The sequence below is a fragment of the Malaciobacter pacificus genome (assembly GCF_004214795.1).
Classification (GTDB): Bacteria; Campylobacterota; Campylobacteria; order Campylobacterales; family Arcobacteraceae; genus Malaciobacter_A; species Malaciobacter_A pacificus.
This window is the reverse complement of sequence record NZ_CP035928.1, coordinates 1,753,037-1,777,664: the sequence shown is the minus strand read 5'-3', so window position 1 is coordinate 1,777,664 and position 24,628 is coordinate 1,753,037. Positions and strand designations below refer to the sequence as shown.

The following is a 24,628-nucleotide window of genomic DNA, read 5'->3' as shown; positions in this document are numbered from 1 at the left end:
ATATATCTTCAAAATTAAAAAACTTTTAAAATCTTAGCTTTCTGTTTCCCGTTTTTCTGATTCTCTATTTTAAATTTAACTTTTTTATCTTTCTGAATTTTGATACATAACTTAATATGTGAAGGAATTGAAAAGTAATAACTTCCTTTTTTAGATTCAATAAATCCATTTTTCCCTTTTTCATTCTCATTAAGTATCTTTTTTATATATCCAGAAAAAATTTCATCTTGTTGTGTGTTTCTATTATTTGATTCTTTATCATTTTTTGAAAAAGAATTCCAATATTCGTTCAAGTGCTTTAATAAGTTTGTATCATCAATATTTATTTCTAATGAGTTTAATTCATTTTCTAAGTCCAAAGACTCTTTCCATGAATTATTATTTCTAATTTGTTTTACTAAAAGAAAATGCATTTTAGCTAAAGCAAATTCTTTTTTTAATTTTAAAATTTTACCAATCAACATTATTAACGAAACTTTAAATTCAATTTTACTTTTCGAATTTATTGCTATGAGAGCATTTTCAAAAGATTTTTCAAAATCATTGCTTTCAAAATATAACTCAGCTATTTCTTTTTTTATAAACCAATCTTTCTTTTTTAAATAAATTTCTTCAAGGTCTAGAATAGCTTCATCTAAATTGCCTAAGTATTTTTTTGACAAAGCTAACCTTCTCGCTAACCATAATTCATTACCAAAATGAAATTTGTTCAAGTTAGCTAATGCATCCTTAGAAAATTTAAACGAATTATTATACATTTCTAATTCAAACAAAGATTTGGACATTTCACTATACCATTTTTCTTTGTCTGAATCTTGTTCTACATCTTTCCCTTTAATATTATATATTTCACAATCTTCAGATAATTTTTGAACATCAAATAATTCACAAAATTCTTTAATAAACTTAAAATCTCTATTTTGACTTTCTTTTGATACTTGAATACCAGCTCTAAAAATATTAGAAACAATATTATTAGAATATGTGTCATTCTTCTCTTGTAGAATAGAAATTATATTTTTTATATTAGTTAGTATGTCATTCTTATTATAATATCTGTTTTTAATATTGTCATAGATAGACCAACCATATAAATTCAATAAGATTTGATTAGTCTTATTATTTATTGGAATATTAAATTCAGTTAAAAAACTATCTATATATTTAGAATTATTTGTTTTTCTTAAAGCAGTTAATATATTTGGTATTAAATATTTATCATTAGCAATTTGTTTTTTTGGGAAATTCAATTTATTTTTTTTAAAATGATTAAGCAACTCTTTATATTGATTATTTTTCTTAAATTCTATAATCTTTTTATTGAATTCAAAATAGTTATCTATCAAAATTAATATGACTCCATTTTTAGTATTTCATATATATCATCATATATATACTCTGTATAATTGACTTCTTTAGTTTTAATTGCATATACAGCCATTCTATCTGATAATTCATTACCTTCTATTCCAGAATGACCTTTAACATGTTCTAATCTAATTCTATCTTTCATATTTTCAAATAAAAAATGACCTTCTTTAATAAGTTCAAGGTTTTTAATTTCTCCACCTTTTTTTGTCCAATTATTTTCTTTCCACTTATAAGACCAATTAGAAATACAATCAATAGCGTATTTTGAGTCTGAATAAATAATTACTTCACTATCATGACTATTAGCTAATTTTAAGCCATATAATAATGCATTTAATTCTGCGGTATTATTCGTTCCAAAACTATCATAATTCCCAAAAAATAATTTTGGTTTATTTTCCCCCTCATAAACGATAATACCACTTCCTGCCTCACCTGGATTATTTTTACAGGCACCATCTGTATATATCTCTAATTTATTATTTGTATATGATTTTAAATTCTTTTTTTCATCTAAAATACTTTCTTCATTAATTAAAATTGTCTCTTTTAAAAAAGAATAATTTTTAGATACTTGCTGTTGATTTTTTATAGATAAATCACCTCTTAATAATATTAGAAGTTCAGCTTCTGTGATTAGAATCTCTTTTCCTAAAATACTTACTTCCCAATTTTCAATTAAAGGAAAATCTATATTTAAAATTTTACATTGCTCTTTATTTAATTTAAAATTATGAAGTATTTTTTCAACAAAATCTTCTGTAATCAAGATTTTATTCATGTGACACCTTTTATTAATTAAAATATTTTCTATAATTAGATATGTTTAGGATTTATTATACCTATCAAAGAATTAAAAAATAATGATTTGTAAAATTAAATAATACTTTTTAAACTGTCTGAACTTTCTTGTTGAACTACTAAAACATATCTAAATGACAAACAAAATGAACCAAATATAGATATAGGAAAACACTGTAATAAACCTTACGAATGCGATGCAAAAGAGTATTGTTGGAAGACTCAAAGGCAAATTCCAGATTATTCTATATTTAATATCTTCAATCTAGGAAGCAAAAAACAAATCGAACTATACTCAAAAGGCATAGTAAATATCGATGATATACCCCATGATTTTGACCTCACGGCAAATCAAAAGCAAGCAGTAGAAAACTACAAATCAAAACTTACATATATAGATACATCATCTATCAAAGAGTTTCTAAAAGATATCACATATCCTATCTATCATCTTGATTTTGAGACATACCAGCAGACAATACCACAGTTTAAAGGTATAAAACCCTTCGAGCAAATTCCATTTCAATACTCACTTCATATACAGCACGAAGATGGAACATTAACTCACAAAGAGTATCTAAGCCAAGATAGTGTTGATAGTAGATATGACTTAGCTTTGAATTTTTGTGAAGATATACCAAGTGATGTTACAGTATTGGCTTATAATATGAGTTTTGAAAAGGGTGTGATAAAAAGACTAGCTAGTAATTACGATGACCTAAGAGAACATTTACTTAGTATAAATGAAAACATGCAAGACCTTATGATACCTTTCCAAAAGAAGTGGTATGTAACACCAGATATGAAAGGAAGCTACTCTATCAAGTATGTATTGCCCTCACTAGTTCCACAGTTTGAAAAAGCATACAAAGAACTAGATGGAGTACAAAATGGAAGCCAAGCTATGAATGCCTTTGCAAATCTTGGTAAGCTTGATGAAGAAGAAAAACAGAAGATGAGAACTTCACTTTTAGAGTACTGTAAACTTGATACTTTGGCTATGGTGAAGATTTTGGAAGTGTTGAAAAAGGTTTAAAACTTTTTATGAACTGGTCACAAATTGTGACAGGTTTAATATATTGAGTACAGTTTTGGAATTTGATGTAGAAGTAGTAAATCAAAAGATATAGTAACACCCCAAAAGTCATTGGGGAGCGTCCCGAAGGAATAGTAAATTATCTTATCAAAAATATGGTATGAAGTCAATTTACAAAAGCCAAGTTTACTAGAACTTTGTTATACAGAAAAAATAAACTGGACACAAAAAAAGTCTTTAGAATCTTTTGATTACAAACTGTAATATTTTTAAATAAAAATACTTTTTAATGTTATTATTTCTTCAAATGAGGACTATAACATGAATGAATTGATAATAGATGAAGATATAAAAAATAAAATATATACCATAAGAGATATGCAAGTTATGATAGATAGAGACTTAGCAGAGTTGTATCAAGTAAAAGCGATAAGGCTTAGGGAACAAGTAAAAAGAAATATTGAGCGTTTCCCTGAAGATTTTATGTTTCAACTTACAGAAAAAGAAGTAAAAATTATGGTATCGCAAAATGCGATACCTTCAAAACAACACTTGGGTGGTAGTTTGCCTTATGCATTTACAGAGCAGGGTGTTTCTATGCTAAGTGCAGTACTTAAAAGTGAAATAGCAATAAAAATAAGTGTAGAAATCATAAGAACTTTTGTAAACATGAGAAAAGTTATTTCAACTAATAGTTTGATATATCAAAGATTGGATAGCCTAGAAAAGAAACAAATATCAAATGACGAAAAGTTCGAGAAACTATTTAATGCTTTAGAAGATAAATCTATAAAAGAAAAGCAAGGAATATTTTACGATGGACAAATGTTTGATGCCTATAGTTTTGTATCTGATTTAATAAGAAGTGCAAAAACTAAAATCATCTTGATAGATAATTACGTTGATGATAGTGTCTTAACATTATTATCAAAAAATCAAGATGTAGAAGTAATGATACACACCAAAACTATCCCAAAACAATTGAGCCTAGATTTAAAAAAGTACAATTCACAATATAAAAAAATAGAGATAAAAAAGTTTGAAAACTCCCACGATAGATTTTTAATACTTGATGATAAAGAGCTTTATCATATTGGAGCTAGTTTGAAAGACTTGGGTAAAAAGTGGTTTGCTTTTTCTAAGATGGATATTGGGAATTTTGATATTTTAGAAAGATTGAAAAGTCTTTAAAACTTTTTATAATATACTTCCATAAAAAAGGAACTCCATGGCAAAAGTAACAGCTAGGCATATTTTACTAAACAACGAAAAATTAGCTAGAAAACTAAAAAAAGAGATTATCAAAGATGAAATCACTTTTGAAAAAGCTGCTAAGAAGTTCTCAAAATGCCCTTCTAAAAAAAGCGGTGGAAACCTAGGAACTTTCTCAAAAGGCGAGATGGTAAGAGAGTTTGATACTGTTGTTTTCAAAGAAGATTTACACAGAGTTCATGGACCAATTAAAACAGAGTTTGGATATCATCTAATAGAGATTTTAGCTAGATACTAATAAAAAATTAAAGGAGCAATTTATGGCAAAATTTATAAAAATAAAACTTGAAGAGACTTATCAAATCCCAGATGAATGGGAACTTGTTACAAATGAAGAAGGAATAACAAAAATAAAAGTATCAGAAAATGAATTCTATGACTTTGGAACGATTCCTTATTGTTCACCTTCTTTACAGTCTGATGAAGAGATGATGTTATTACCAGAAGAGTATCTTGAATTACAAACTAAGGGATTAGATTTGATTATGGCTGATGGTAAAGTATCTGTTGTTGAAGATGAAAATGAGATAAAAGAGATAATTGATTTAGCAAATGAAGAAGATTAAAAACTAGGATACTTATGAATAAAATAGTTATAAAAACAAATAAAAAAACAAAATTTAGTTTATATTGCCCATTTACAAATGAAAAATTATACAATGAAGATAGTTCATTTGAGATTTATGAAGGTGCTGGAAATTATCTTTTTTCTATCTGTGAAGATTGTCTTTTCTTTGATGCAGGAAACAATGATGAGATTGAAAAATATTGGAATGATTCAGCCTTAGAAGCTATTGAAAAGTTTGTTGAAAATCATAAAGAAGAGAATATCTTAGTTATAGAAGTTCAAGATGGTGAAGATACTTATTGGTTTGGTTTTTTAAATGAAAACAATATGGAATTAAGCAGTAAAGAAATAGAAGAAAAATTTATTAGATAAATTAAAAGTTTGGTGGAGTAAAATATTACTCCCCAAACAATATATTCTCTTTTTGATGTATGATTTTAGATGTAAATAAACTCACAACCAAAATAGTAATAAGTGGGATCAATAAGAAATAAATAGCAAGTACATCAGCTCTAAAGTCCCAATAAGATTCAAAAAGTAAATTACTTATTAAGTATGAACCTAAACTTCCAATTATTATTCCAATACAACTTGCCACAAAAGATATCAATCCATACTCAAGTAAAAAAGAGTTTTTGATTGTTTTATTTTTTATTCCAATCATTTTTAATCTTAAGATATTGTTTTTTTGTAGATTCATTTGATATTGAATTATTATAAAACTCATTAGTAAGCCAATAATAATAGAGTAATAACTCATTTTTTCAGTTATAGCACTAACATCTTTTACAACTGTAGCAAAGGTTTCAAATAGATTTTTTACATCAATTACTGTTAAAGTTGGGAATGTATCTGTAAGTTTTAAAAGCATTTGAGTTGCATCATAGTTACCAGTTGATATTGTAGCTAGCATAGTTTTAGGTGCGTCATTTATAGCTTTATCTTGCATGATTAAGAAAAAGTTTGGTGTAAACTCTGTCCATTTCACCGTACGGATATTTACTACTTTTGCAACAACCTCTAATCCTAATACATCAAAAGTTATTGTATCTCCTAGTTTTATCTTTTTTCTTGAAGCATATCTCTGCTCAACACTTAACTCAATTGGTTTTGAAAAATTATTTGAATCATAAGCACCACTAAAATCTCTACCTTCTACGATAGTTTCACTTTTCTTAAGTTCAGTTCTATATGATAAGTTTACTGTTGATTGAGTGCTATTTTTTTCATCATTTTCTATACGGTCATTTATTTTTATAATTCTAGCTCTAATCATAGGAGCAATATTTTCTAGTTTTGCTCCTAAAGTTTCAACTTGAGAGCTTATATCTTTTATTTGTTCCTCTTTTGCATCAATTACAAAAAATCTTGGTCTTTCATTTACACTTTGAGTTAAGGCATTTGAAAGAGATGAGCCAACTTGAGGAATTAAACTAAAAAATGCTGTACATAATAATATAGCTGTAAAAAGAGTTAACGATGTTCTTTTTTGTCGTGTTATATTTTTAAGGGCAAGGGATAAAGAAAGATTATCTAAATGCCCAATAAAGTCAAGTTTTTTTAGAACAATTGAACCAACAGCGAAAAATATGATTATAAGTAATAATACACTTAGGGCAAAATATAAACCTATATTTCTACTTGGAGTTACTAAGTTTGATAATAAAAGTAAAAAAAGTACAAATGGAGTAAAACTAATAATTACATTTAAAAAACTTCTTTTTTCTTTTTGAACTAAAGGCAAAATCAAAGGTAATCCAACACTAAGACTTAGTGCAAATAAAACAACAGATGACTTTAAAAAGAACATATAATCAAGTGAAAAATCAAAATTAAACTCTATATATTTTTGAATAAAAGGTCCAATAAATTGTGAAGTAAGAGCTATAAAAGAAAAAACCAAAATTGTTGCAATACTAATTAAAACAAATAAATGCACAAGATAAGTAAGTATAAGATTTTTTTTACTTACTCCAATATCACTTAAAACATTTATGTCATTTTGATGTTTTCTTAAAAATCCAGAATATAAATATATAAGACCAACTAAACCTAAGAAAAATGATATAAGTGAAACTAGAGATAAAAAGTTTGTAAGGAAGTTTAATACTCTTAGAAGTCTATCTCTTCCATCATTTGGAGATGAAACTCTAAGTGTTCTATCTAGTTTTTCTTCTAGGTTTTTTTCTAAATTCTCTAATTCATCATTTGTGAAATTTTCATTGAATATATAATTAAGTTTATATCTTCCCGTTGAACCAAACTTTAAAAGTTCACTTCTTTTTAGTCCTTGGCTACTTAGATAAACTTTTGGCATAAATCCATTGAAATTGATATTTTTTAGTGAGTCTGAATCAATCACTTTTTTTATAATATACTCTTTATTTCCTATTTTTAAAGTGTCATTAATTTTTAATTCTAATAAGTCTAAAACCTCTTGATAAACCCAAACTTCATTCTCTTTTAGTATTTGTAAGTCTTGGGGATAAGTTGTTTTATCTTTGAAAACCAATCCTCCATAATATGGAAAACCCTCATTTACTTGAACTAACTCCATAAGTCTTGCTCTTTTTGAAGAAGATACCATACTAACAGTTGATATCCCTTCATCATAACTTTTTATAGAAGGGAGTAAACTATTTACTAACTCTTTTTGATTTTCACTAATAGGAAATCTTGAAGATATTACAATATCAGCTCCAAGCAAGCTTTTTGCTTTTGCATCTAAAGATGAATCAATACTACTTTTAAAAAATTGTAAATATGAAAGTGAAGCAATAGCAAGACAAAAATTTAATATAAAAATAAAACTAAAAGATTTTGACCTTGATAAAGCTTTTGTAACTAATTCTAAAACTAGCATTTTTTTAGATTACCTGAAACTAGTTCATAAGTATCTTCACATCTAGCAGCAACTTCTTTTGAGTGAGTTACTAAAATCAAAGTTGTATTATTTGCTTTGATAAGTTCAAAAAGTTTATCCATTACTGCTATTCCAGTCTCTTCATCTAAGTTTCCACTTGGTTCATCTGCTAGTATTACTTTTGGATTATGAATAAGTGCTCTTGCTATTGCTACTCTTTGTCTCTCACCTCCACTTAATTGTGATGGAAGATGATCTAATCTATGTGATAGACCAACACTTTTTAAAAGCTCAATTGCTTTTTCTTTTGCATTTTCTATGTTATTTACTTTAGCTGGTAACATTACATTTTCTAAAGCATTTAAATATGAAACTAAATGAAAATTTTGAAATACAAAGCCTATATTTGAGGCTCTAAAGTCATTTATTTCACTTTCATTCATAGTTTTATATGAAGTGTTATTTAGTATTATATCTCCACTATTTGGTTTAATTATTCCAGATATTAGTGAAAGTAAAGTTGATTTACCACTTCCTGATTTTCCCATAATCGCAACTCTTTGAGCCTCTTTTACTTGGAAGTTTAAATCTTCAAAAATCTTTACTTCTTGATTTCCTTGAGTATATGATTTTTTCAGTGATTTTATTTCTAACATTATAACTCTTCCTTTAAAAATTCAAAAACCTCTTTTGCCATTATTTCATGTCCTTTAATATTAGGATGAATACCATCTGCTTGATTTAAACTTTGCTCTCCTGCAACACCTTTTAGTAAAAAAGGCATGAACATTAGATTATATTTTTTTTGTAAGTTTTTATACATATTCTCAAAATCTTGTGAATATTTCATCCCATAATTTGGCGGAATTAACATACCTGCTAGTAATACTTTTGCATTTGATTTTAAGGCATGGTTTATAATCTCTTCTAAGTTTTTTTCACTTTGAATTAGATTTAAACCTCTTAAGCCATCATTTGCACCAAGGGCAATAAATACAATATCAGGTTTTCTTTTTAAATACCATTGTAGTCTTGATAAACCATCACTTGTTGTTGAACCACTTACTCCACCGTTGATTACATTAATGTTTTTATTTAATTTAGTTTTGAATAAATTTTTTACTAAATTAGGATAGGCTTGTTCTTTTGTAACTCCTAAGCCTTCAGTTAATGAATCACCTAAAAATAAAATAGTTTTGCTATTTGTATTTGCGCTTAATATTTGTAATGTAAATATAAATATGATAATAATTGTCTTTTTCATAATTGTATATTAACAAAAAGAATTAAAAAGATAATAAAAATAAATCTAATAAATGCTAAGATTAAATTAAATTTATATAAGCCCTAGGATATTTTATTAATGGACAATAATCAACAAAAAAACGTAGCAATGTTTATTGATTGTGATAATGTTAGTGCAAAATACATAGATAGTATTTTTAAAGACCTTTCTCAATATGGAAGAATCACAATTAGAAAAGCATATGGTGACTGGACAAATAGACATCTTCACAATTGGCAAAATGTTTTATTAGACTACAACATTCAACCATATCAACAGTTTGCTTACACAAATAATAAAAATGCCTCAGATATCGCAATAGTAATTGATGTAATGGATTCGATTTATACAAAAGATATAGATATTATAGCTTTGGTTACAAGTGATAGTGATTTTACACCTTTAGTTGCAAGAATTTTATCTGATGCTAAAACAGTACTTGGATATGGAGAAGAAAAAACTCCTGACTCACTTGTGAAAGCTTGCTCACAATTTATTTATGTAGAAAAGTTTATTCAATTACAAGAAAAAAATAAAGAGTTTGAGGATGTCGCTGAAGATAAGCATGATTTTAAAAATCGTTACAAAGGTAATGATTATGATGCAAAAAAAGATTATCACCTTAAGAAATCTCTTTTAAATGCTATTGAACAGGTATCTGGAGATACAGGTTGGGCTGATTTAAAAGATGTAGGTTTATATATCAGTCAAAATAGTTCTTTCTCTCCAATTAATCATGGATTTAATAAATTAGGAACTTTGATAAAATATCTTGATATATTTGAAGTTAAATATATAAATGATAATTTAACTATGTTAGTAAAACCTAGCAAGAAAACTTTTGATAAATATTAATTTGTATGGAAGTTTATTAACTTCCATACATTAGATTTGGTAGCCACAGAGCAATATCAGGGATATAAGTCACTAATAATAATCCGGCTAAGATAGTCATTGTCCACGGGAATGCTGCAACAATAACATCTTTAATACTCATACCTGTAAGTCCTGAAGTTACAAATAGATTCAGACCAACAGGAGGGGAAACCATTCCTAGTTCCATATTGATTGTAATTACAATACCAAAGTGAATTGGGTCAATTCCTAAAGCAATTGCCACTGGTAATAATAGTGGAACCATAATCATAATAATAGCACTTGGCTCCATAAATGAACCTGCTAAAATTAGAAGTAAGTTAACCATTAATAAGAACATTACTTTATCTACATTTGCTGCAACCAATGCTTCTGTAATTTGTTGAGGAATATTCTCAATTGTTAAGAAGTGAGCAAATAACATAGCGTTTGCAATAATAAACATAATCATTGCTGTTGTTTTAGCTGAATCTAAAGCTGTTCCCCAAATTTGTGATACTTTAATATCTTTGTAAACAAATACTGAGATGAAAAATGCCCAAACACAAGCAACAGCAGCTGCTTCAGTTGGTGTAAAAATACCACCATAAATACCACCAATAACAATAACAATTGTCATTAATCCCCATGCTGCATCTTTCATTTTTGACAGTCTAACTCTTAATGGAGCTGGTTCAGTTCTTTCAAATCCTAATCTTCTTGCACCAATATAAGTTACAACCATAAGCATAATACCAAGCATAATACCTGGAACAACACCTGCCATAAATAGTTTACCAATAGAAACTTCAGCAGTAACACCGTATACGATTAATACAATTGAAGGTGGAATTAAAATACCTAAAGAACCAGCAGTTGCAATAGTACCAACAGCATATTTTTTAGGATAACCAGCTTGCATAATTGCACCAAACATAATAGATCCAATTGCAACAACAGTTGCAGGAGAACTACCTGAAACAGCAGCAAAGATAATTGATGCAAAAATAGCAGCGATTGGTAAACCACCTGGTAAGTGTCCAACACAAGCTTTTGCAAACTCAATAATTCTATTTGCGGCACTTCCTTTACTTAACAGATTTCCTGCAAAAATAAACATTGGAATTGCCATTAATGAATAGTGATGAACTTTTTCAAAAATCATTGCAGAAATTTCAATTGGAGAAATATCTGTAAATAGCATTAATGTTGTGAATGTTGCAGCACCTAAACAAATTGCAATAGGAGTACCAAGAACCATTAAGAAAAGGAAAATACTAAATAATACACCAACACTACTCATAGCATTCCTCCTGTTTTCTTTTCAACATCTTTAACCATTTTTTCTAAACCTTTATCTTCTTCAATATCACCAGCCATTCCATGTAAATGCATTTCATGTTCACTTACTCTTACAACTTGTTCATGTGGTGTTTTAATAATTTCAACAAGTTTTTCAATAACTCTATATCCACCAAATAAAAATGAAATAGGAACAACTAAGTAGATAATCCACATAGGCATATCCCATAAATCGATAGATCTTTCATCTAAATCTATAACTAACAATAAGTATTCATATCCATAATATGATACTGCTAATAAGAAAATGATTGTAACAACATGAGATAATATCAACATAATTTTTGCAATTTTAGTTGGCATAATATCTAATATAATTGTTACAGCAATATGAGCATCTTTTTTAAAACAGTACGCTGCTGCAAAAAAGGCACTCCATAAAAATAAATAAACTGTTAACTCAGTTGCCCATGTAAAAGAGGCATCAAAGCCATACCTAGCAACTACATTAATAAATGCAACTGCAACACCGGCTGTTATACCGATTGCTGCAATTGATTGATTAATAAAACCGATGATTTTACTAATTACATTAAACATAATAAACTACTTAGTAGCGATTGTTTTTTCGATTAAATCTTTACCAATTAATCTATCGCTGTAGAATTCTGGATAAATTTTGCTAACAGCTTTTCTCCATGCTTCTCTTTGCTCATCAGTTAATGTGTAAATTTCTAATTTACCAGTTTTTTGTGCATATTCTTGGATAGCTTTAAATTGTGTATCATTTAATTCTTTTGCATATTCTCTCTCTTTTTCTGTAGCTTCTTTCATAGCTTGTTTTACATTTGCTTGTAAATCAGCAGGTAAAGAGTTCCAGAATTTTTTAGACATTACAACTAAGTAACCTAAGTAACCATGGTCAGAAACAGTTAAGTATTTTTGTACTTCATGGAATTTTTTAGTGTAGATGTTAGAAAATGGGTTCTCAGCTGCATCAATTACACCTTGTTGTAATCCAGAATATACTTCAGAGAATGGCATCATTTGTGGGTTACCACCTACTGCTTTAATTTGTGCTTCTAATACTTTAGAAGACATAATTCTAAATTTTTGACCTTCTGCATCACTTGGATTAATTAATGCTTGTTTAGAAGAAGAGAATTGTTTAAATCCATTATCCCAGAAATCTAATGCAACAATTCCTTTTGCCGTAACCATATCTTTTAATGCTGTACCAACTTCACCGTCTTGAACTCTGTGTAAGTGATCAATATCTTTAAAGATAAAAGGCATATCAAATAATGCTAATTGAGGTACAATTTTACCAAATTTAGAAAAACTTGGTGCTGCCATTTGAACTGAGTTTAATCTTAAAGCTTTTACAACTGCACCATCAGTATATAATTGAGATGATGGGTAAACTTGAACATCAATTTTTCCACCTGATAACTCTTCTAGTCTTTTTTCAAAGAAATCAGCTGCTTTACCTTTTGGTGTGTTTGGACTTACAACGTGAGAAAATTTAAGAGTATACTCTGCTGCTAACCCTGAAGTTGCTACCATTGCTGCTGCAATAGTTCCTAAAACTAATTTTTTCATATCTTTACTCCTTAATGTTTTGATATAAATTAATTATAGTCAAATGTTATGTACCTATTATGTATGAAAAACCAAATTTAAAAATTTTTTATTGCAGTTTTGTATATATATAATAATGTATATATTTTAATACTTTTTTTTCTCAATTAGTGTTACATGTTGTGTAAAATGTATTTACTCAAACATACCTTATGTTCAGTGATTAACCGTTTTTTAAACAATTTTACTATATACTATTCGACTTTACTAGGAGTATGAAGAGTACGCGGAATATAAAAGATTAATATAAAGGAAAAAGATGGGTTGTAATTTAGACTTATTAACATCTTTCAAAGACAACTGTGGTTTTGGTCTTGTTGCTGATATGAAAAACAGACCAAGTCATGGAAACTTGGAAGATGCAATCACTTCACTTGAAAGAATGATGCACAGGGGTGCAATCGCAGCAGATGGTAAAACAGGAGATGGTTCTGGTTTATTATTATCTATGCCTGATTCTTTCATGAGAAAAATTGCTACTGCACAAAATGTAGATTTACCTGAAATTTATGCAGTTGCTATGATTTTTGCAAAAGATTTAAAAGATATTGATACTTTCAAAGAGTATTGTGAAAAGAATGATTTAAAGGTAGTATTAACTAGAGAAGTTCCTGTTGATACAGATGCATTAGGACAACAAGCTTTAGATAGCTTACCAAATATTATTCAAGTATTTGTAACACCAAATACACTTATGTCATCAAAAAGATTTGATGCAATGCTTTACTTAACAAGAAAAGAGTGTGAGCATAAATTAATAGATAAAAAAGATTTTTATATTCCAACTTTCTCATCTAAAGTAATTGCGTATAAAGGGCTTGTAATGCCTACGCATATTAAACATTTTTATATTGACTTAAGAGATGAAGACTTCAAAATCTCATTTGCCTTATTTCACCAAAGATTCTCAACAAATACATTACCTCAGTGGAGATTAGCTCAACCATTTAGAGCAATCGCACACAATGGTGAGATTAACTCTGTTGAAGCAAATAGATTTAATACTCAAATTAAATCAGAACAAATTAAATCTGAAATATTTACAGATGAAGAAATTGATAGATTATTACCAATTTTACAGCCAGGTGGTTCAGATTCAGCATCATTAGATAATATGTTTGAGTTTATGTTAGCAAATGGAGTTGATTTCTTTAAAGCTGCTAGAAGTTTAGTTCCAGCTCCTTGGCAAAATGCACCACATATGGATGCTGATTTAAGAGCATTCTATGAGTATACTGCAACAGCGATGGAAGCTTGGGATGGACCAGCAGCGGTTTCATTAACTGATGGTAGACATATTGGTTGTTTAATTGATAGAAATGGATTAAGACCTTCTAAGTATGTTATTACTAAAGATGATAAATTATATATTACATCTGAGTATGGAACATTAAAACTTGATGAAGAGAATATTTTAGAAAGAGGAAGATTACAATCAGGACAAATGATTGGACTTGACCTTAAACATGGAAAAATCTTAAAAGAAAATGATATTAACGATTATTTAAAATCATCTCAAAACTACTCTAAGTGGTTAAATGATGATATGGATTACATCCAAGAGTATATTGAAGATTCATTTTTAAATACAAAAGATTATAAAATTGAAGATTTAGAAAAGAAACAAAAATATTTTAATATCACTTATGAAGCATTAGATCAAATTATTGAACCAATGGCTAAAGATGGTAAAGAACCAGTTGGATCTATGGGTGATGATACACCATTAGCATGTTTTTCTACTGTAAACAGAAACTTTACAGACTTCTTTAAACAAAAATTTGCGCAAGTTACAAACCCACCAATTGACCCATATAGAGAAAAATTAGTAATGTCTTTAGAAACAGGTTTTGGTAGAATTCACAATATTTTAGATGAAAAACCAGAATATGCAAAAAGATTAAAAGTTGCTAGTCCAATTTTAATGAAAGAAAAATATGATGTTTTATACTCATTTGGTGATGAAAACTCTCCAAGATATGATGAGTACTATAAAAATAGAGTATTCTCAACTATTTTCAAATCGAACTTAAAAAAATCATTAGAAAATTTAGCATCATATGTTATTAAAGCTGTTAGAGATGATAATGTTAGTGTTGTTATCTTAGATGATAGAACTTTAAATGAAAATGAAAAAGTAATTCCTATGGCTATGGCTGTTGGATATGTAAATCAAACTTTATTAAAAGAGGAGATTAGACATAATGTTTCAATTATCTCTATCACTGGTGAAGTTTATGATCCACATATGGCAGCAGTTTTAGTTGGGTTCGGTGTTACAGCTATTTACCCATACATGATGTATGCTTCTACTGTTAATTTATTTAAAAGAGAAGAACCATCAAAATATGAGATGCAAAGATTATTAAAAAATACTCAAAAATCTTTAAATGCTGGTTTATTAAAAATCATGTCTAAAATGGGTATTTGTACTATTGCTTCATATAGAAACTCTGGATTATTTGATGTAATTGGATTATCTGATGAAATCGTAAATGATTGTTTCACAGGCGCTCATAGTGATTTAGCTGGTTTATCTTATGATGATATTGAAGAAAGAATTAATAAATCACACTTTAATGCATTTAAAAAAGAAGGGACTATGCTTCCTATTGACCTTGGTGGTTTCTACAAATTTAGTAGAGGTGGTGAGTACCATGATTATGGTCCAGCAACTACTAATGCAATGCATAATAAAAATGCTTCTAAAAAAGAAGACATTTCTGATTTCAAAGGTTTAAAAGAATTAATTGAAAATAGAGATAAAAAATTCATTAGAGACTTCTTTGAATTTAATTCAGATAGAGAACCAATTTCTATTGATGAAGTTGAGCCAAAAGAAGAGATTTTCAAAAGATTTGCAACTGCAGCTATGTCATGTGGTTCTATTTCTCCCGAAGCTCATGAAGCTTTAGCTCAAGCTATGAATACAATTGGTGGAGCTTCAAACTCTGGTGAGGGTGGAGAAGACCCAGCAAGATTTAATACACTTAAAAACTCTAAGATTAAACAAATTGCTTCAGGTAGATTTGGTGTTACTCCAGGGTACTTAAGAAGTGCTATTGAGTTACAAATTAAAGTTGCTCAAGGTGCAAAACCAGGTGAAGGTGGTCAGTTACCAGGACATAAAGTAACTCCATTAATTGCTACACTTAGACACACAGTTCCAGGTGTTACATTAATTTCACCACCACCACACCATGATATTTACTCTATTGAAGATTTAGCGCAGTTAATTTATGATTTAAAACAAATTAACCCATTAGCTAAAATCACAGTTAAGTTAGTATCTTCAATTGGTGTAGGAACAATTGCAGCTGGTGTTGCAAAAGCATATGCAGATAAGATTATTATTTCTGGTGGAGATGGTGGTACAGGTGCTGCTCCATTAACATCAATTAAGCATGCGGGTAATCCATGGGAACTTGGTTTATCAGAAGCTCATAATGCATTAAAAGCTAACCACTTAAGAGAGTCTGTTCATGTACAAACAGATGGTGGATTAAAAACTGGTATGGATGTAATTAAAGCAGCAATGCTTGGTGCTGAATCTTACGCATTTGGTACAGCTTCATTAACTTTAGTTGGATGTAAAATATTAAGAATTTGTCATACAAATAAATGTTCTGTTGGTGTTGCAACTCAAGATGATGATTTAAGAGCACACTTTACTGGAACTGTTGAGAGATTAATCTCTTACTTTACATTTATTGCTGAAGATGTTAGAGAAATTATGGCATCTTTAGGTTACAAAACTATGGAAGAATTAGTTGGTAGAAGTGATTTATTAAAAGTTATTGATGACAAATTTGCTCAAAAATTTGATTTCCAAAATGTTTTAAGAAGAATTGATGGTGTTGATACTTGTCAAAAAGAATCAAATGATCCATTCGATGATAATAAATTTGAAAAAGAGTTATTAAAGAAAGTTCATAGAACAATTGAAAATCCAAATACTCCAGTTAAAATCAATACTGAAATTAGTAACTTAAATAGAAGTTTTGGTGCTTTAATTTCTGGTGAAATTGCAAGATTCTATGGAGATAAAGGTCTTCCTGAAAACTCTATTAATATTAATTTAACTGGTATTGCGGGTCAATCATTTGGTGCATTCTTATCTAAAGGAATGAATTTACATTTAGATGGTGCAGCTAATGACTACGTTGGTAAAGGTATGAATGGTGGTAAAATTATCATTAATCCAAGACACCAAGGACCAGAGTTTGCTGGTGGTGGTAACACTTGTCTATATGGTGCTACTGGTGGTAAACTTTACATTAGAGCTGCTGTTGGTGAGAGATTCGCAGTTAGAAACTCTGGATGTACAGCTGTAGTTGAAGGTACTGGAGATAACGCTTGTGAATATATGACAGGTGGTATTGTTGTAATCTTAGGAAATACTGGTGTTAACTTCGGTGCTGGTATGACTGGTGGTATTTCATTTATCTATGACCCAGAAAAAACTTTTGTTGATAAAATGAACCAAGAGTTAATTGAGCCAGTAAGAGTTGATACTGATGATACAGAAAGAGAAAGATTATATTTAAAAAGATTATTATCTGATTATGTTCATGAAACAGAAAGTGAAATTGCAGAAAGAATTTTACAAAACTTCAGAGCAGAGATTAGAAACTTCTGGATGGTTAAACCTAAGAATATGACAGTTTTACCTCTTAACCCAGAAGAAGGAGTATAAGAGATGTTAAACTTTACAAAATTTGAAAGAATAAACCCTGAGAAAAGAGATGTACTTCAAAGAATTAAAGACTTTGATGAAGTATATCAAGTATTTAACAAGCAAAGAGCTAGAGAACAAGCTGATAGATGTATGCAGTGTGGTGACCCATACTGTCATACAGGATGTCCATTAGGAAACTATATTCCAGCATGGCTAAAACAAACAGCTACAAAAAATCCTGATTATGCTTTTGCAATTTCAAATGAAACATCTCCTTTCCCTGAAATCTTAGGAAGAATTTGTCCTCAAGATGTATTATGTGAAGGTGCGTGTTCTTTAAATACAGGACATGGTGCAGTTTCTATTGGTGCAGTTGAAACATTTATCTCTGAAGATGCTTTTGCAAATGGTATGAAACCAATTTTCCCAGCAAAATCAAATGGTAAAAAAATTGCCGTTATTGGTTCTGGACCTACGGGAATTTCAGCAGCAACTTTCTTAATCAGACAAGGTTTTGAGGTTGAAATGTTCGAAAGAGCAGATAGAGCTGGTGGATTACTAATGTATGGAATTCCTGGGTTCAAACTTGATAAAACTACAGTTGATAGAAGAATTAACTGGTTATTAGAAGCTGGAATGAAACTTCATGTTAATTGTGAAATTGGAAAAGATAAATCAATTGCTGAGTTAGAAAAAGAGTTTGATGGTATCTACTTAGGTATTGGAGCAACAAAAAGTAATTCAGTAAGAATTGAAGGTGAAAACTCTTCTAATGTTCATTTTGCAATTGACTTTTTAACGGGTATTCAAAAAAGAAACTTAAATACTAAAACTGAATATATTGATGTAAAAGATAAAAAAGTTGTAGTTATTGGTGGTGGAGATACTGCTATGGACTGTGTTAGAACATCTGTTAGAGAAGGTGCATCTTCAGTTAAATGTCTTTATAGAAGAGATGAAGCTAATATGCCTGGAAGTAAAAAAGAGGTTGTTAATGCAAAAGAAGAGGGCGTTGAATTTGTATTTAATGTTTCTCCAAAATCAATTAAAACTGAAGGTGATAAAGCAGTTGCAGTTGAATTATTAACTACATCTATGAGTGAACCAGATGAATCAGGAAGACAAAAAGTTGTTATCAATGAAGGAAGTGAATACTTAGAAGATGCAGATGTAATTATTCTTGCTCTTGGATTCTCTCCAGAAGTTCCTGAATTCTTAAAAGAATTAAATGTTGAAACTAACTCTTGGGGTGGTGTAATCATTGATTCTAAATTTAGAACATCTAACTTAAAAGTATATGCAGGTGGGGATTGTAGAAGAGGTGCTCACTTAGCTGTTACTGCTGCTGTTGATGGTAGAGAAGCTGCTAAATCTATGGCAGAGGCTTTATCTTAATATTATGAAGACTCTTACAGCCTTTGATAAAAACTCATTTATAAAGGCTGTAAAACTTGCAAACAAAGAGATATTTGATTATATAAATAATCAAATATCATTTAAAGATTATCAATACTCAAATACAATTGGCTTTGGTGGAGATAACTCTTTAAACTTTGATTTAACTGCTGAAAATATATTTATTAAACATCTTGAAAAATTTGGTAATATTTATTCTGAAGAGTGTGGTTTTTTAGATAATAACAGTGAGTATACAATAGTTATAGACCCACTTGATGGAAGCAATAATTTTTTGAACAATTTACCATATTATGGTACATCTGTTGCTTTGAAAAAAAATGAAAAAGTTGTTGCAGGATTTGTTACTAATTTAATTAGTTCAGTATTAACTTACAAAATTTTTGAAGATGATGTTAAATACTTTTCATTAAAAGATAATTTATATGTTCAGTCAGAAAACTTTTCTAAATCTAATTTAGCAATTTTTGAAAGAGCCTATAAGTTCCCAAATATTTGTTATAAATTAAATGAAAATAAAATAAAGTTTAGATGTTTAGGTGCAGTTGCATTGTCATTATGTGATGCTAGAAACTATGATTTTGTTTTATTTGGCGGAGAGCATAGAGAGTTTGACATCGCAGCTGCTTTATATATTTGTGAAGACTTTTTTACTCATAAATCAAACAAATTTCTACTCATATCAAAAAATAAGCTTAAATTTGAACAAGTTTTAGAAATAATTAAAGAAATATAGGTTATAACTCCAACATAAATATTAATAGTAGGAAGAAGTCAAATGTCATTAATTATTACTGATGAATGTATCGCTTGTGATGCATGTAGAGAAGAATGCCCAAATTATGCAATTGAAGAGGGTGATCCAATATATGTAATTGATTCAGATAGATGTACTGAGTGTGTGGGACATTTTGAAGAGCCTCAATGTGTTGAAGTTTGCCCAGTTGACTGTATTATCATAGATCCAGATAATCAAGAAACAATGGAAGAGTTAAAGTTCAAGTATGAACAATTAATGGAAGAAGAAGCTTAATATGGCAAAAGTCACAACTATTATCGACATTGGGTCAAACTCAATGCGAATGGTTGTATTACAAAAGAGTAGTCGATATGCTTTTAGTTTAATTAATGAGACTAAAAGTAGAGTTAAAATCTCAGAAGGTTGTTATGAGAATAATGGAAACCTTCAAGAAATTCCTATGCAAAGAGCATACGAATCTTTTAAATCTTTTTTAAATATATCTAATTCACTTAAATCACGTAAAATTATCTGTGTTGCAACATCTGCACTTAGAGACGCTCCAAATGCAAAAGTTTTTTTGAATAGAATAAAAAATGATTTTGGAATAAATATTAAAGTAATTGATGGTGAAAAAGAAGCATATTATGGTGGGGTTGCTGCACTTAATTTAATTGATAGTAATGATTTTGTTACTGTTGATATTGGTGGTGGTTCTACAGAATTTTCATTTATTCACGATGGAAATATTACAAAATCAATTTCATTAGATTTAGGTACAGTTAGATTAAAAGAATTGTATTTTAATAAAAATGATGTAGATGGTGCAAAGAAATATATATTAGATAATTTGAAAAAGATTTTTGATTTAGGTATAGAAATTCCTCAAACGGTTGTAGGTATTGGTGGAAGTATTAGAGCCCTAACTAAAATGATTATGAAAAAAAATGAGTATCCACTTGATGTTTTGCATGGATACAAATATAAAGTTGAAAAGGAAATAAATCTTTTTAAAGATATTGTTAATGCAAAAAATGAAGATGAACTAAGAGATTTAAATGTTAAAAAAGATAGGCTAGATACTATTAAAGAGGGAACATTTATTTTTAAAACAATTTTAGAAGAGTTAAATACAACTAGCGTTATAACTTCAGGGGCTGGAGTTAGAGAAGGTGTTTATTTAGCTGATTTATTAAGAAATTGTAATCATAAATTTCCAGCAAATTTCAATGTAAGTGTTAGAAGTTTACTTGACAGATATGGAATTGATAAAAAGCAAAGTGCATATTTAGGTAATAATGCTGCTAAAATTTTTGATGTTTTAAAACCACTTCACGAACTTGATGAGAAGTATAAAAGTTTGTTAATTGTTGCATCAAAACTTCATTCAATTGGTTCAACGCTTAATTTTTATAAATCAAACGACAATGCTTTTGATTATATTTTAAATGGTCTAAGTTATGACTTTTTACATTCATCAAGAGTTGTTGTAGCACATACAATTAAGTTTTCAAAAAAATCTTTACCTACTAAAAATGACATTGAAAAATATGAAGAATTTTTACCTGATATAGAAGTTTTAAGATGGATGAGTTTTATGATATCTTTAAATCTAGCTATTAATCTTGATTATTCAAGACCTAATGTAAATTATGATTTGATTGATAATGTTTTAAATCTTGAATTACCTAATAATTCTTTTTTAATTACTTCAAATATTGAGAAATTAGAAAGTCCTAAAGAATTAAATATTAAAATACTATAATGAAAAAAATAGTATATAAAATATTCTTAGGATTAGTATATATCTTAAGAAAACTACCTAAAAGTATCAGACGTGGATTTTTTAAAGTTATTGCAAAACTAGCATATCTTTTTGCAGGAAAAACAAATAGAATTATTGAATCAAATCTAAAATTAGTATTTGGAAATAAAATTTCTAAAGATGAAATAAAAGAGATACAAAAATATTCATATTTTAATATGGTTTTATGGGTTCAGTCTTTAATTGAAAATTTAGATGTCACTGATGAAGAATTAAAAAAGAGTGTTTCAATTGAAAATACAAAGTTTGTAACTGATTTAATAGAAAATAATAAGCCAATAATTTTTATATCAGCACATTTTGGTAATATGGAAATGTTAAGTACTTATATGAATAAATTTGTAATTCCTATACATCAAGTAGCTAGACAATCTAATTTTGCAGAGTTTGATGAATTTGTTGTTAATGCAAGAGAGAAGTCAGGAAGTAAAATAATTTTTAGAGATGGTGCATTAAAGAAACTATTTAAGGCATTAAAGAAAAATGAAGTTATTTCTTTAATTATTGACCAGAATATTAATTCAAGAGAGGGACAAGAGGTAACTTTTTTAGGTAAAAAAGCAAATCAAACAGCTTCTAGTGCATCTTTAGCTAGAAAATTTGATGCATATATTATACCTCTTGCAATTTTTAATAAAGCAGATTACAAATATCATATAAAAATATATGAACCAATTAAGCCAGTTAAAACTGAAAATGAAAAAGAAGATATAAAAGTTATTTCTCAATTAGAAGCTAATGCAATTTCTGATATAATATTAGAAGATAAAAAACAGTGGTTTTGGCCACATAAAAGATTTAAAAGCCACTATAGAGAGATATATGAAAAGAATTTTAATAATTAGTGATGGTAAGCCAGGTCACTTAAATCAATCAATTGCTTTTTGTAAAATTAAGAAGATTAGTTACGATATTTTAGAAGTAAAATTTAAATCTAAATTTCATAAGGCTATATCATATATCTTTGATAAGATTGGGCTTTATACTGATAGTTTATATAAAGATTATAAAAAATACTACTATGAGTTTTATGATGCAGTTATAAGCACAGGTTCATCAACATATTATTTAAATAAAGTTATTTCTAAAAACAATAACCTGAAGTCCATCACTCTAATGTATCCAAAAGGTTATAAAACCAAAGATTTTGATTATATTATTGCACAAGAACATGATAGTTTTAAAGAGGATTTTAATATTGTAAAAATTCCTTTAAATTTATCATATATTAAATCTAAAAAAATATTGAATCAAAAAGAAAATGAAAAATCTCTAGCTATTGTAATAGGTGGTAATAATTCTATTTTTTCAATAAACAGTGAAGATATTAGAGAAAAATTAGATTCTATTTTTGAAGAATACCCTGATTATTTAAAGTATATAACAACTTCTCCTAGAACCTCTTTTGAAATTGAAGCGTTAATTGATGAGTATGATTTTGATTATAAATTGATTTATTCAAGAGAACCTAATGTAAATCCAATAGGTGATTTTATAGAAAATTGTGAGAAGTTTTTTATAACTATGGATTCTACTTCGATGATTAGTGAAATTAGAGCAAATAGTGATGCTAATATTGAGATTATAAAATTAGATTCGAAAAAAGAGAATACAAAATATCATAGACTAATAAATATCGTAGAAAATATTGATAATAAGTTAGATTATGAAAAATTATTGAAAAGAGTAGAGATTTAAATGATAGATTTAAAAAATAGTAAAATATGTATTATTGGTTTAGGTTATGTAGGACTACCTTTAGCTCATGCATTTGCAAAAAAGTTTGATGTTGTTGGATTTGATATCTTTGAAGAAAGAATTAATGAATTAAAAAAATGTTTTGATAGAACTTTAGAGTTAGATAAAAAGCAATTAGATGAAGTAAAGGATAACATTATTTACACAAATAAGATTGATGAGATAAAGGATTGTAATATTTTTATTGTTACAGTTCCAACTCCAATTGATAGTTCTAATAGACCTGATTTAACTCCATTAATTAAATCTTCTCAAACAATAGGAAAAGTTCTTAAAAAAGATGATATTGTAATTTATGAATCAACAGTTTATCCAGGAGTTACAGAAGAAGTTTGTGTTCCTCAATTAGAAGAAGTTTCAGGTCTTAAGTTTAATGAAGACTTTTACTGTGGATATAGTCCAGAAAGAATTAATCCAGGGGATAAAGAACATACTGTTACAAAAATATTAAAGATTACTTCAGGAAGTACTCCTGAGATTGCAAATCTTGTGGATGATTTATATTCATCAATAATTACTGCTGGAACACACAAAGCAAGTTCAATAAAAGTAGCAGAAGCAGCTAAAGTTATTGAGAATACTCAAAGAGATGTAAATATTGCCCTTATAAATGAATTAGCTTTAATTTTTGATAATTTAGGAATTGATACAAATGATGTTATTGAAGCAGCAGCAACTAAGTGGAACTTTATTAAATTAAAGCCAGGATTAGTTGGTGGTCATTGTATTGGAGTTGATCCATACTATTTAACACATAAAGCAGAAGAGTTAGGATATAAACCAAATCTTATTTTAGGTGCTAGACAAATAAATAATGGTATGGGCAAATTTATAGCAGAAAAAACTATAAAATTAATGATTAAAAATGGAAAAATAATCAAAGACTCAAATATTTTAGTAATGGGATTAACTTTTAAAGAAAATTGTCCTGATGTTAGAAATACAAAAGTTGTAGATATTATTGAAGAGTTAAAAGATTATGGTGCAAATATTGATGTTTATGAACCATGGATTGATGAAAAAGACAAAGCTTATTACAATTATAACTTTATTGCAAATCCTTTCGAATCTACAAAAAAATATGATTCAGTTATTGTTGCTGTTGGTCATGATAAGTTTAAAGAATTTACACAAGAACAGTATGAAAATTTAATTCATGGTGATACAGTAATTGTTGATGTAAAATGTATTGTTCCAAATCCTACTTGGAAATTATAG

22 protein-coding genes are annotated in these 24,628 nt (G+C 28.3%); 14 read left to right on the top strand and 8 right to left on the bottom strand.

The window, feature by feature from the left end; genetic code table 11:
• Positions 1 to 14 precede the first annotated feature (14 nt).
• Both APAC_RS08930 and APAC_RS08925 read right to left on the bottom strand, forming a co-directional pair.
• Complete coding sequence (locus APAC_RS08930; protein WP_130233776.1) at positions 15 to 1,346, bottom strand: hypothetical protein; 1,332 nt, start codon at positions 1,344 to 1,346, stop codon at positions 15 to 17.
• A 2-nt stretch (positions 1,347 to 1,348) separates the two neighbouring features.
• Positions 1,349 to 2,152: a ribonuclease H family protein gene (locus APAC_RS08925; RefSeq protein WP_170170144.1), complete on the bottom strand. Its 804-nt coding sequence runs from the start codon at positions 2,150 to 2,152 to the stop codon at positions 1,349 to 1,351.
• Between the two features lie 177 nt (positions 2,153 to 2,329).
• On the opposite strand from APAC_RS08925, the gene APAC_RS08920 reads away from it, so the two are divergent.
• The 5 genes from APAC_RS08920 to APAC_RS08900 all read left to right on the top strand — a co-directional run bounded on the left by APAC_RS08920 (position 2,330) and on the right by APAC_RS08900 (position 5,420).
• Positions 2,330 to 3,208, top strand: coding sequence for a DUF2779 domain-containing protein (locus tag APAC_RS08920; RefSeq protein WP_308738330.1), 879 nt, complete (start codon positions 2,330 to 2,332; stop codon positions 3,206 to 3,208).
• A 321-nt stretch (positions 3,209 to 3,529) separates the two neighbouring features.
• Positions 3,530 to 4,399 (top strand): ORF6N domain-containing protein, encoded by an 870-nt coding sequence (locus APAC_RS08915; RefSeq protein ID WP_130233775.1) that lies wholly within the window; start codon positions 3,530 to 3,532, stop codon positions 4,397 to 4,399.
• A gap of 37 nt (positions 4,400 to 4,436) precedes the next feature.
• On the top strand, positions 4,437 to 4,718 hold the full coding sequence (locus APAC_RS08910; RefSeq protein WP_130233774.1) for a peptidylprolyl isomerase: 282 nt from the start codon (positions 4,437 to 4,439) through the stop codon (positions 4,716 to 4,718).
• Positions 4,719 to 4,740: 22 nt separating this feature from the next.
• A complete protein-coding gene (locus APAC_RS08905; RefSeq protein WP_130233773.1) occupies positions 4,741 to 5,046 on the top strand; it encodes a hypothetical protein in 306 nt (101 codons plus the stop codon).
• Between the two features lie 14 nt (positions 5,047 to 5,060).
• Positions 5,061 to 5,420: a hypothetical protein gene (locus tag APAC_RS08900; protein WP_130233772.1), complete on the top strand. Its 360-nt coding sequence runs from the start codon at positions 5,061 to 5,063 to the stop codon at positions 5,418 to 5,420.
• A gap of 25 nt (positions 5,421 to 5,445) precedes the next feature.
• Here APAC_RS08900 and APAC_RS08895 read toward each other — a convergent pair whose 3' ends face one another.
• From APAC_RS08895 to APAC_RS08885, 3 genes are read right to left on the bottom strand one after another with little or no spacing between them, the layout of a single operon-like run.
• Positions 5,446 to 7,911: an ABC transporter permease gene (locus APAC_RS08895; RefSeq protein ID WP_130233771.1), complete on the bottom strand. Its 2,466-nt coding sequence runs from the start codon at positions 7,909 to 7,911 to the stop codon at positions 5,446 to 5,448.
• Positions 7,905 to 8,567 carry an ABC transporter ATP-binding protein gene (locus APAC_RS08890; protein ID WP_130233770.1) on the bottom strand — a complete coding sequence of 221 codons (663 nt, stop codon included), beginning with the start codon at positions 8,565 to 8,567 and terminating at the stop codon, positions 7,905 to 7,907. Before APAC_RS08890 ends, APAC_RS08895 begins: the two co-directional genes overlap by 7 nt.
• Entirely contained in the window at positions 8,567 to 9,175 is a 609-nt protein-coding gene (locus tag APAC_RS08885; protein ID WP_196781788.1) for an arylesterase, read from the bottom strand. Before APAC_RS08885 ends, APAC_RS08890 begins: the two co-directional genes overlap by 1 nt.
• A 99-nt stretch (positions 9,176 to 9,274) precedes the next feature.
• On the opposite strand from APAC_RS08885, the gene APAC_RS08880 reads away from it, so the two are divergent.
• Complete coding sequence (locus tag APAC_RS08880; protein ID WP_130233769.1) at positions 9,275 to 10,051, top strand: NYN domain-containing protein; 777 nt, start codon at positions 9,275 to 9,277, stop codon at positions 10,049 to 10,051.
• Positions 10,052 to 10,067: 16 nt separating this feature from the next.
• Here the strand turns inward: APAC_RS08880 and APAC_RS08875 are convergent, their stop codons facing one another.
• Genes APAC_RS08875 through APAC_RS08865 form a run of 3 tightly spaced genes read right to left on the bottom strand, consistent with a single transcriptional unit; the run spans position 10,068 to position 12,955 of the window.
• Complete coding sequence (locus APAC_RS08875; RefSeq protein ID WP_130233768.1) at positions 10,068 to 11,354, bottom strand: TRAP transporter large permease; 1,287 nt, start codon at positions 11,352 to 11,354, stop codon at positions 10,068 to 10,070.
• Complete coding sequence (locus APAC_RS08870; RefSeq protein WP_130233767.1) at positions 11,351 to 11,953, bottom strand: TRAP transporter small permease; 603 nt, start codon at positions 11,951 to 11,953, stop codon at positions 11,351 to 11,353. The genes APAC_RS08875 and APAC_RS08870 overlap by 4 nt, the downstream gene beginning before the upstream one ends.
• Positions 11,954 to 11,959: 6 nt before the next feature.
• Positions 11,960 to 12,955, bottom strand: a complete 996-nt coding sequence (locus tag APAC_RS08865) for a TRAP transporter substrate-binding protein (protein WP_130233766.1) — start codon at positions 12,953 to 12,955, stop codon at positions 11,960 to 11,962.
• A 298-nt stretch (positions 12,956 to 13,253) separates the two neighbouring features.
• Here APAC_RS08865 and gltB point away from each other — a divergent pair, with 298 nt between their 5' ends.
• Genes gltB through APAC_RS08825 form a run of 8 tightly spaced genes read left to right on the top strand, consistent with a single transcriptional unit; the run spans position 13,254 to position 24,628 of the window.
• The gene (gene gltB, locus APAC_RS08860; protein ID WP_130233765.1) at positions 13,254 to 17,690 is read left to right on the top strand and encodes a glutamate synthase large subunit; all 4,437 of its coding nucleotides are present in this window, start codon (positions 13,254 to 13,256) and stop codon (positions 17,688 to 17,690) included.
• A gap of 3 nt (positions 17,691 to 17,693) precedes the next feature.
• Complete coding sequence (locus tag APAC_RS08855) at positions 17,694 to 19,067, top strand: glutamate synthase subunit beta (RefSeq protein WP_130233764.1); 1,374 nt, start codon at positions 17,694 to 17,696, stop codon at positions 19,065 to 19,067.
• Between the two features lie 4 nt (positions 19,068 to 19,071).
• On the top strand, positions 19,072 to 19,824 hold the full coding sequence (locus tag APAC_RS08850; protein ID WP_130233763.1) for an inositol monophosphatase family protein: 753 nt from the start codon (positions 19,072 to 19,074) through the stop codon (positions 19,822 to 19,824).
• Positions 19,825 to 19,866: 42 nt separating this feature from the next.
• Positions 19,867 to 20,121 carry a YfhL family 4Fe-4S dicluster ferredoxin gene (locus APAC_RS08845; protein ID WP_130233762.1) on the top strand — a complete coding sequence of 85 codons (255 nt, stop codon included), beginning with the start codon at positions 19,867 to 19,869 and terminating at the stop codon, positions 20,119 to 20,121.
• Position 20,122: 1 nt separating this feature from the next.
• Positions 20,123 to 21,592 (top strand): Ppx/GppA phosphatase family protein, encoded by a 1,470-nt coding sequence (locus tag APAC_RS08840; RefSeq protein ID WP_130233761.1) that lies wholly within the window; start codon positions 20,123 to 20,125, stop codon positions 21,590 to 21,592.
• On the top strand, positions 21,592 to 22,497 hold the full coding sequence (locus APAC_RS08835) for an LpxL/LpxP family acyltransferase (protein ID WP_130233760.1): 906 nt from the start codon (positions 21,592 to 21,594) through the stop codon (positions 22,495 to 22,497). The genes APAC_RS08840 and APAC_RS08835 overlap by 1 nt, the downstream gene beginning before the upstream one ends.
• Complete coding sequence (locus tag APAC_RS08830) at positions 22,475 to 23,350, top strand: ELM1/GtrOC1 family putative glycosyltransferase (RefSeq protein ID WP_130233759.1); 876 nt, start codon at positions 22,475 to 22,477, stop codon at positions 23,348 to 23,350. Before APAC_RS08835 ends, APAC_RS08830 begins: the two co-directional genes overlap by 23 nt.
• Positions 23,351 to 24,628: a nucleotide sugar dehydrogenase gene (locus tag APAC_RS08825; protein WP_130233758.1), complete on the top strand. Its 1,278-nt coding sequence runs from the start codon at positions 23,351 to 23,353 to the stop codon at positions 24,626 to 24,628.

Bases quoted from the DNA above. Each gene is read 5' to 3' on its own strand.
- APAC_RS08925 (WP_170170144.1), bottom strand. From the start codon at position 2,152: ATGAATAAAATCTTGATTACAGAAGATTTTGTTGAAAAAATACTTCAT.
- APAC_RS08915 (WP_130233775.1), top strand. From the start codon at position 3,530: ATGAATGAATTGATAATAGATGAAGATATAAAAAATAAAATATATACC.
- APAC_RS08910 (WP_130233774.1), top strand. From the start codon at position 4,437: ATGGCAAAAGTAACAGCTAGGCATATTTTACTAAACAACGAAAAATTA.
- APAC_RS08905 (WP_130233773.1), top strand. From the start codon at position 4,741: ATGGCAAAATTTATAAAAATAAAACTTGAAGAGACTTATCAAATCCCA.
- APAC_RS08900 (WP_130233772.1), top strand. From the start codon at position 5,061: ATGAATAAAATAGTTATAAAAACAAATAAAAAAACAAAATTTAGTTTA.
- APAC_RS08895 (WP_130233771.1), bottom strand. From the start codon at position 7,911: ATGCTAGTTTTAGAATTAGTTACAAAAGCTTTATCAAGGTCAAAATCT.
- APAC_RS08890 (WP_130233770.1), bottom strand. From the start codon at position 8,567: ATGTTAGAAATAAAATCACTGAAAAAATCATATACTCAAGGAAATCAA.
- APAC_RS08885 (WP_196781788.1), bottom strand. From the start codon at position 9,175: ATGAAAAAGACAATTATTATCATATTTATATTTACATTACAAATATTA.
- APAC_RS08880 (WP_130233769.1), top strand. From the start codon at position 9,275: ATGGACAATAATCAACAAAAAAACGTAGCAATGTTTATTGATTGTGAT.
- APAC_RS08875 (WP_130233768.1), bottom strand. From the start codon at position 11,354: ATGAGTAGTGTTGGTGTATTATTTAGTATTTTCCTTTTCTTAATGGTT.
- APAC_RS08870 (WP_130233767.1), bottom strand. From the start codon at position 11,953: ATGTTTAATGTAATTAGTAAAATCATCGGTTTTATTAATCAATCAATT.
- APAC_RS08865 (WP_130233766.1), bottom strand. From the start codon at position 12,955: ATGAAAAAATTAGTTTTAGGAACTATTGCAGCAGCAATGGTAGCAACT.
- gltB (WP_130233765.1), top strand. From the start codon at position 13,254: ATGGGTTGTAATTTAGACTTATTAACATCTTTCAAAGACAACTGTGGT.
- APAC_RS08855 (WP_130233764.1), top strand. From the start codon at position 17,694: ATGTTAAACTTTACAAAATTTGAAAGAATAAACCCTGAGAAAAGAGAT.
- APAC_RS08850 (WP_130233763.1), top strand. From the start codon at position 19,072: ATGAAGACTCTTACAGCCTTTGATAAAAACTCATTTATAAAGGCTGTA.
- APAC_RS08845 (WP_130233762.1), top strand. From the start codon at position 19,867: ATGTCATTAATTATTACTGATGAATGTATCGCTTGTGATGCATGTAGA.
- APAC_RS08840 (WP_130233761.1), top strand. From the start codon at position 20,123: ATGGCAAAAGTCACAACTATTATCGACATTGGGTCAAACTCAATGCGA.
- APAC_RS08835 (WP_130233760.1), top strand. From the start codon at position 21,592: ATGAAAAAAATAGTATATAAAATATTCTTAGGATTAGTATATATCTTA.
- APAC_RS08830 (WP_130233759.1), top strand. From the start codon at position 22,475: ATGAAAAGAATTTTAATAATTAGTGATGGTAAGCCAGGTCACTTAAAT.
- APAC_RS08825 (WP_130233758.1), top strand. From the start codon at position 23,351: ATGATAGATTTAAAAAATAGTAAAATATGTATTATTGGTTTAGGTTAT.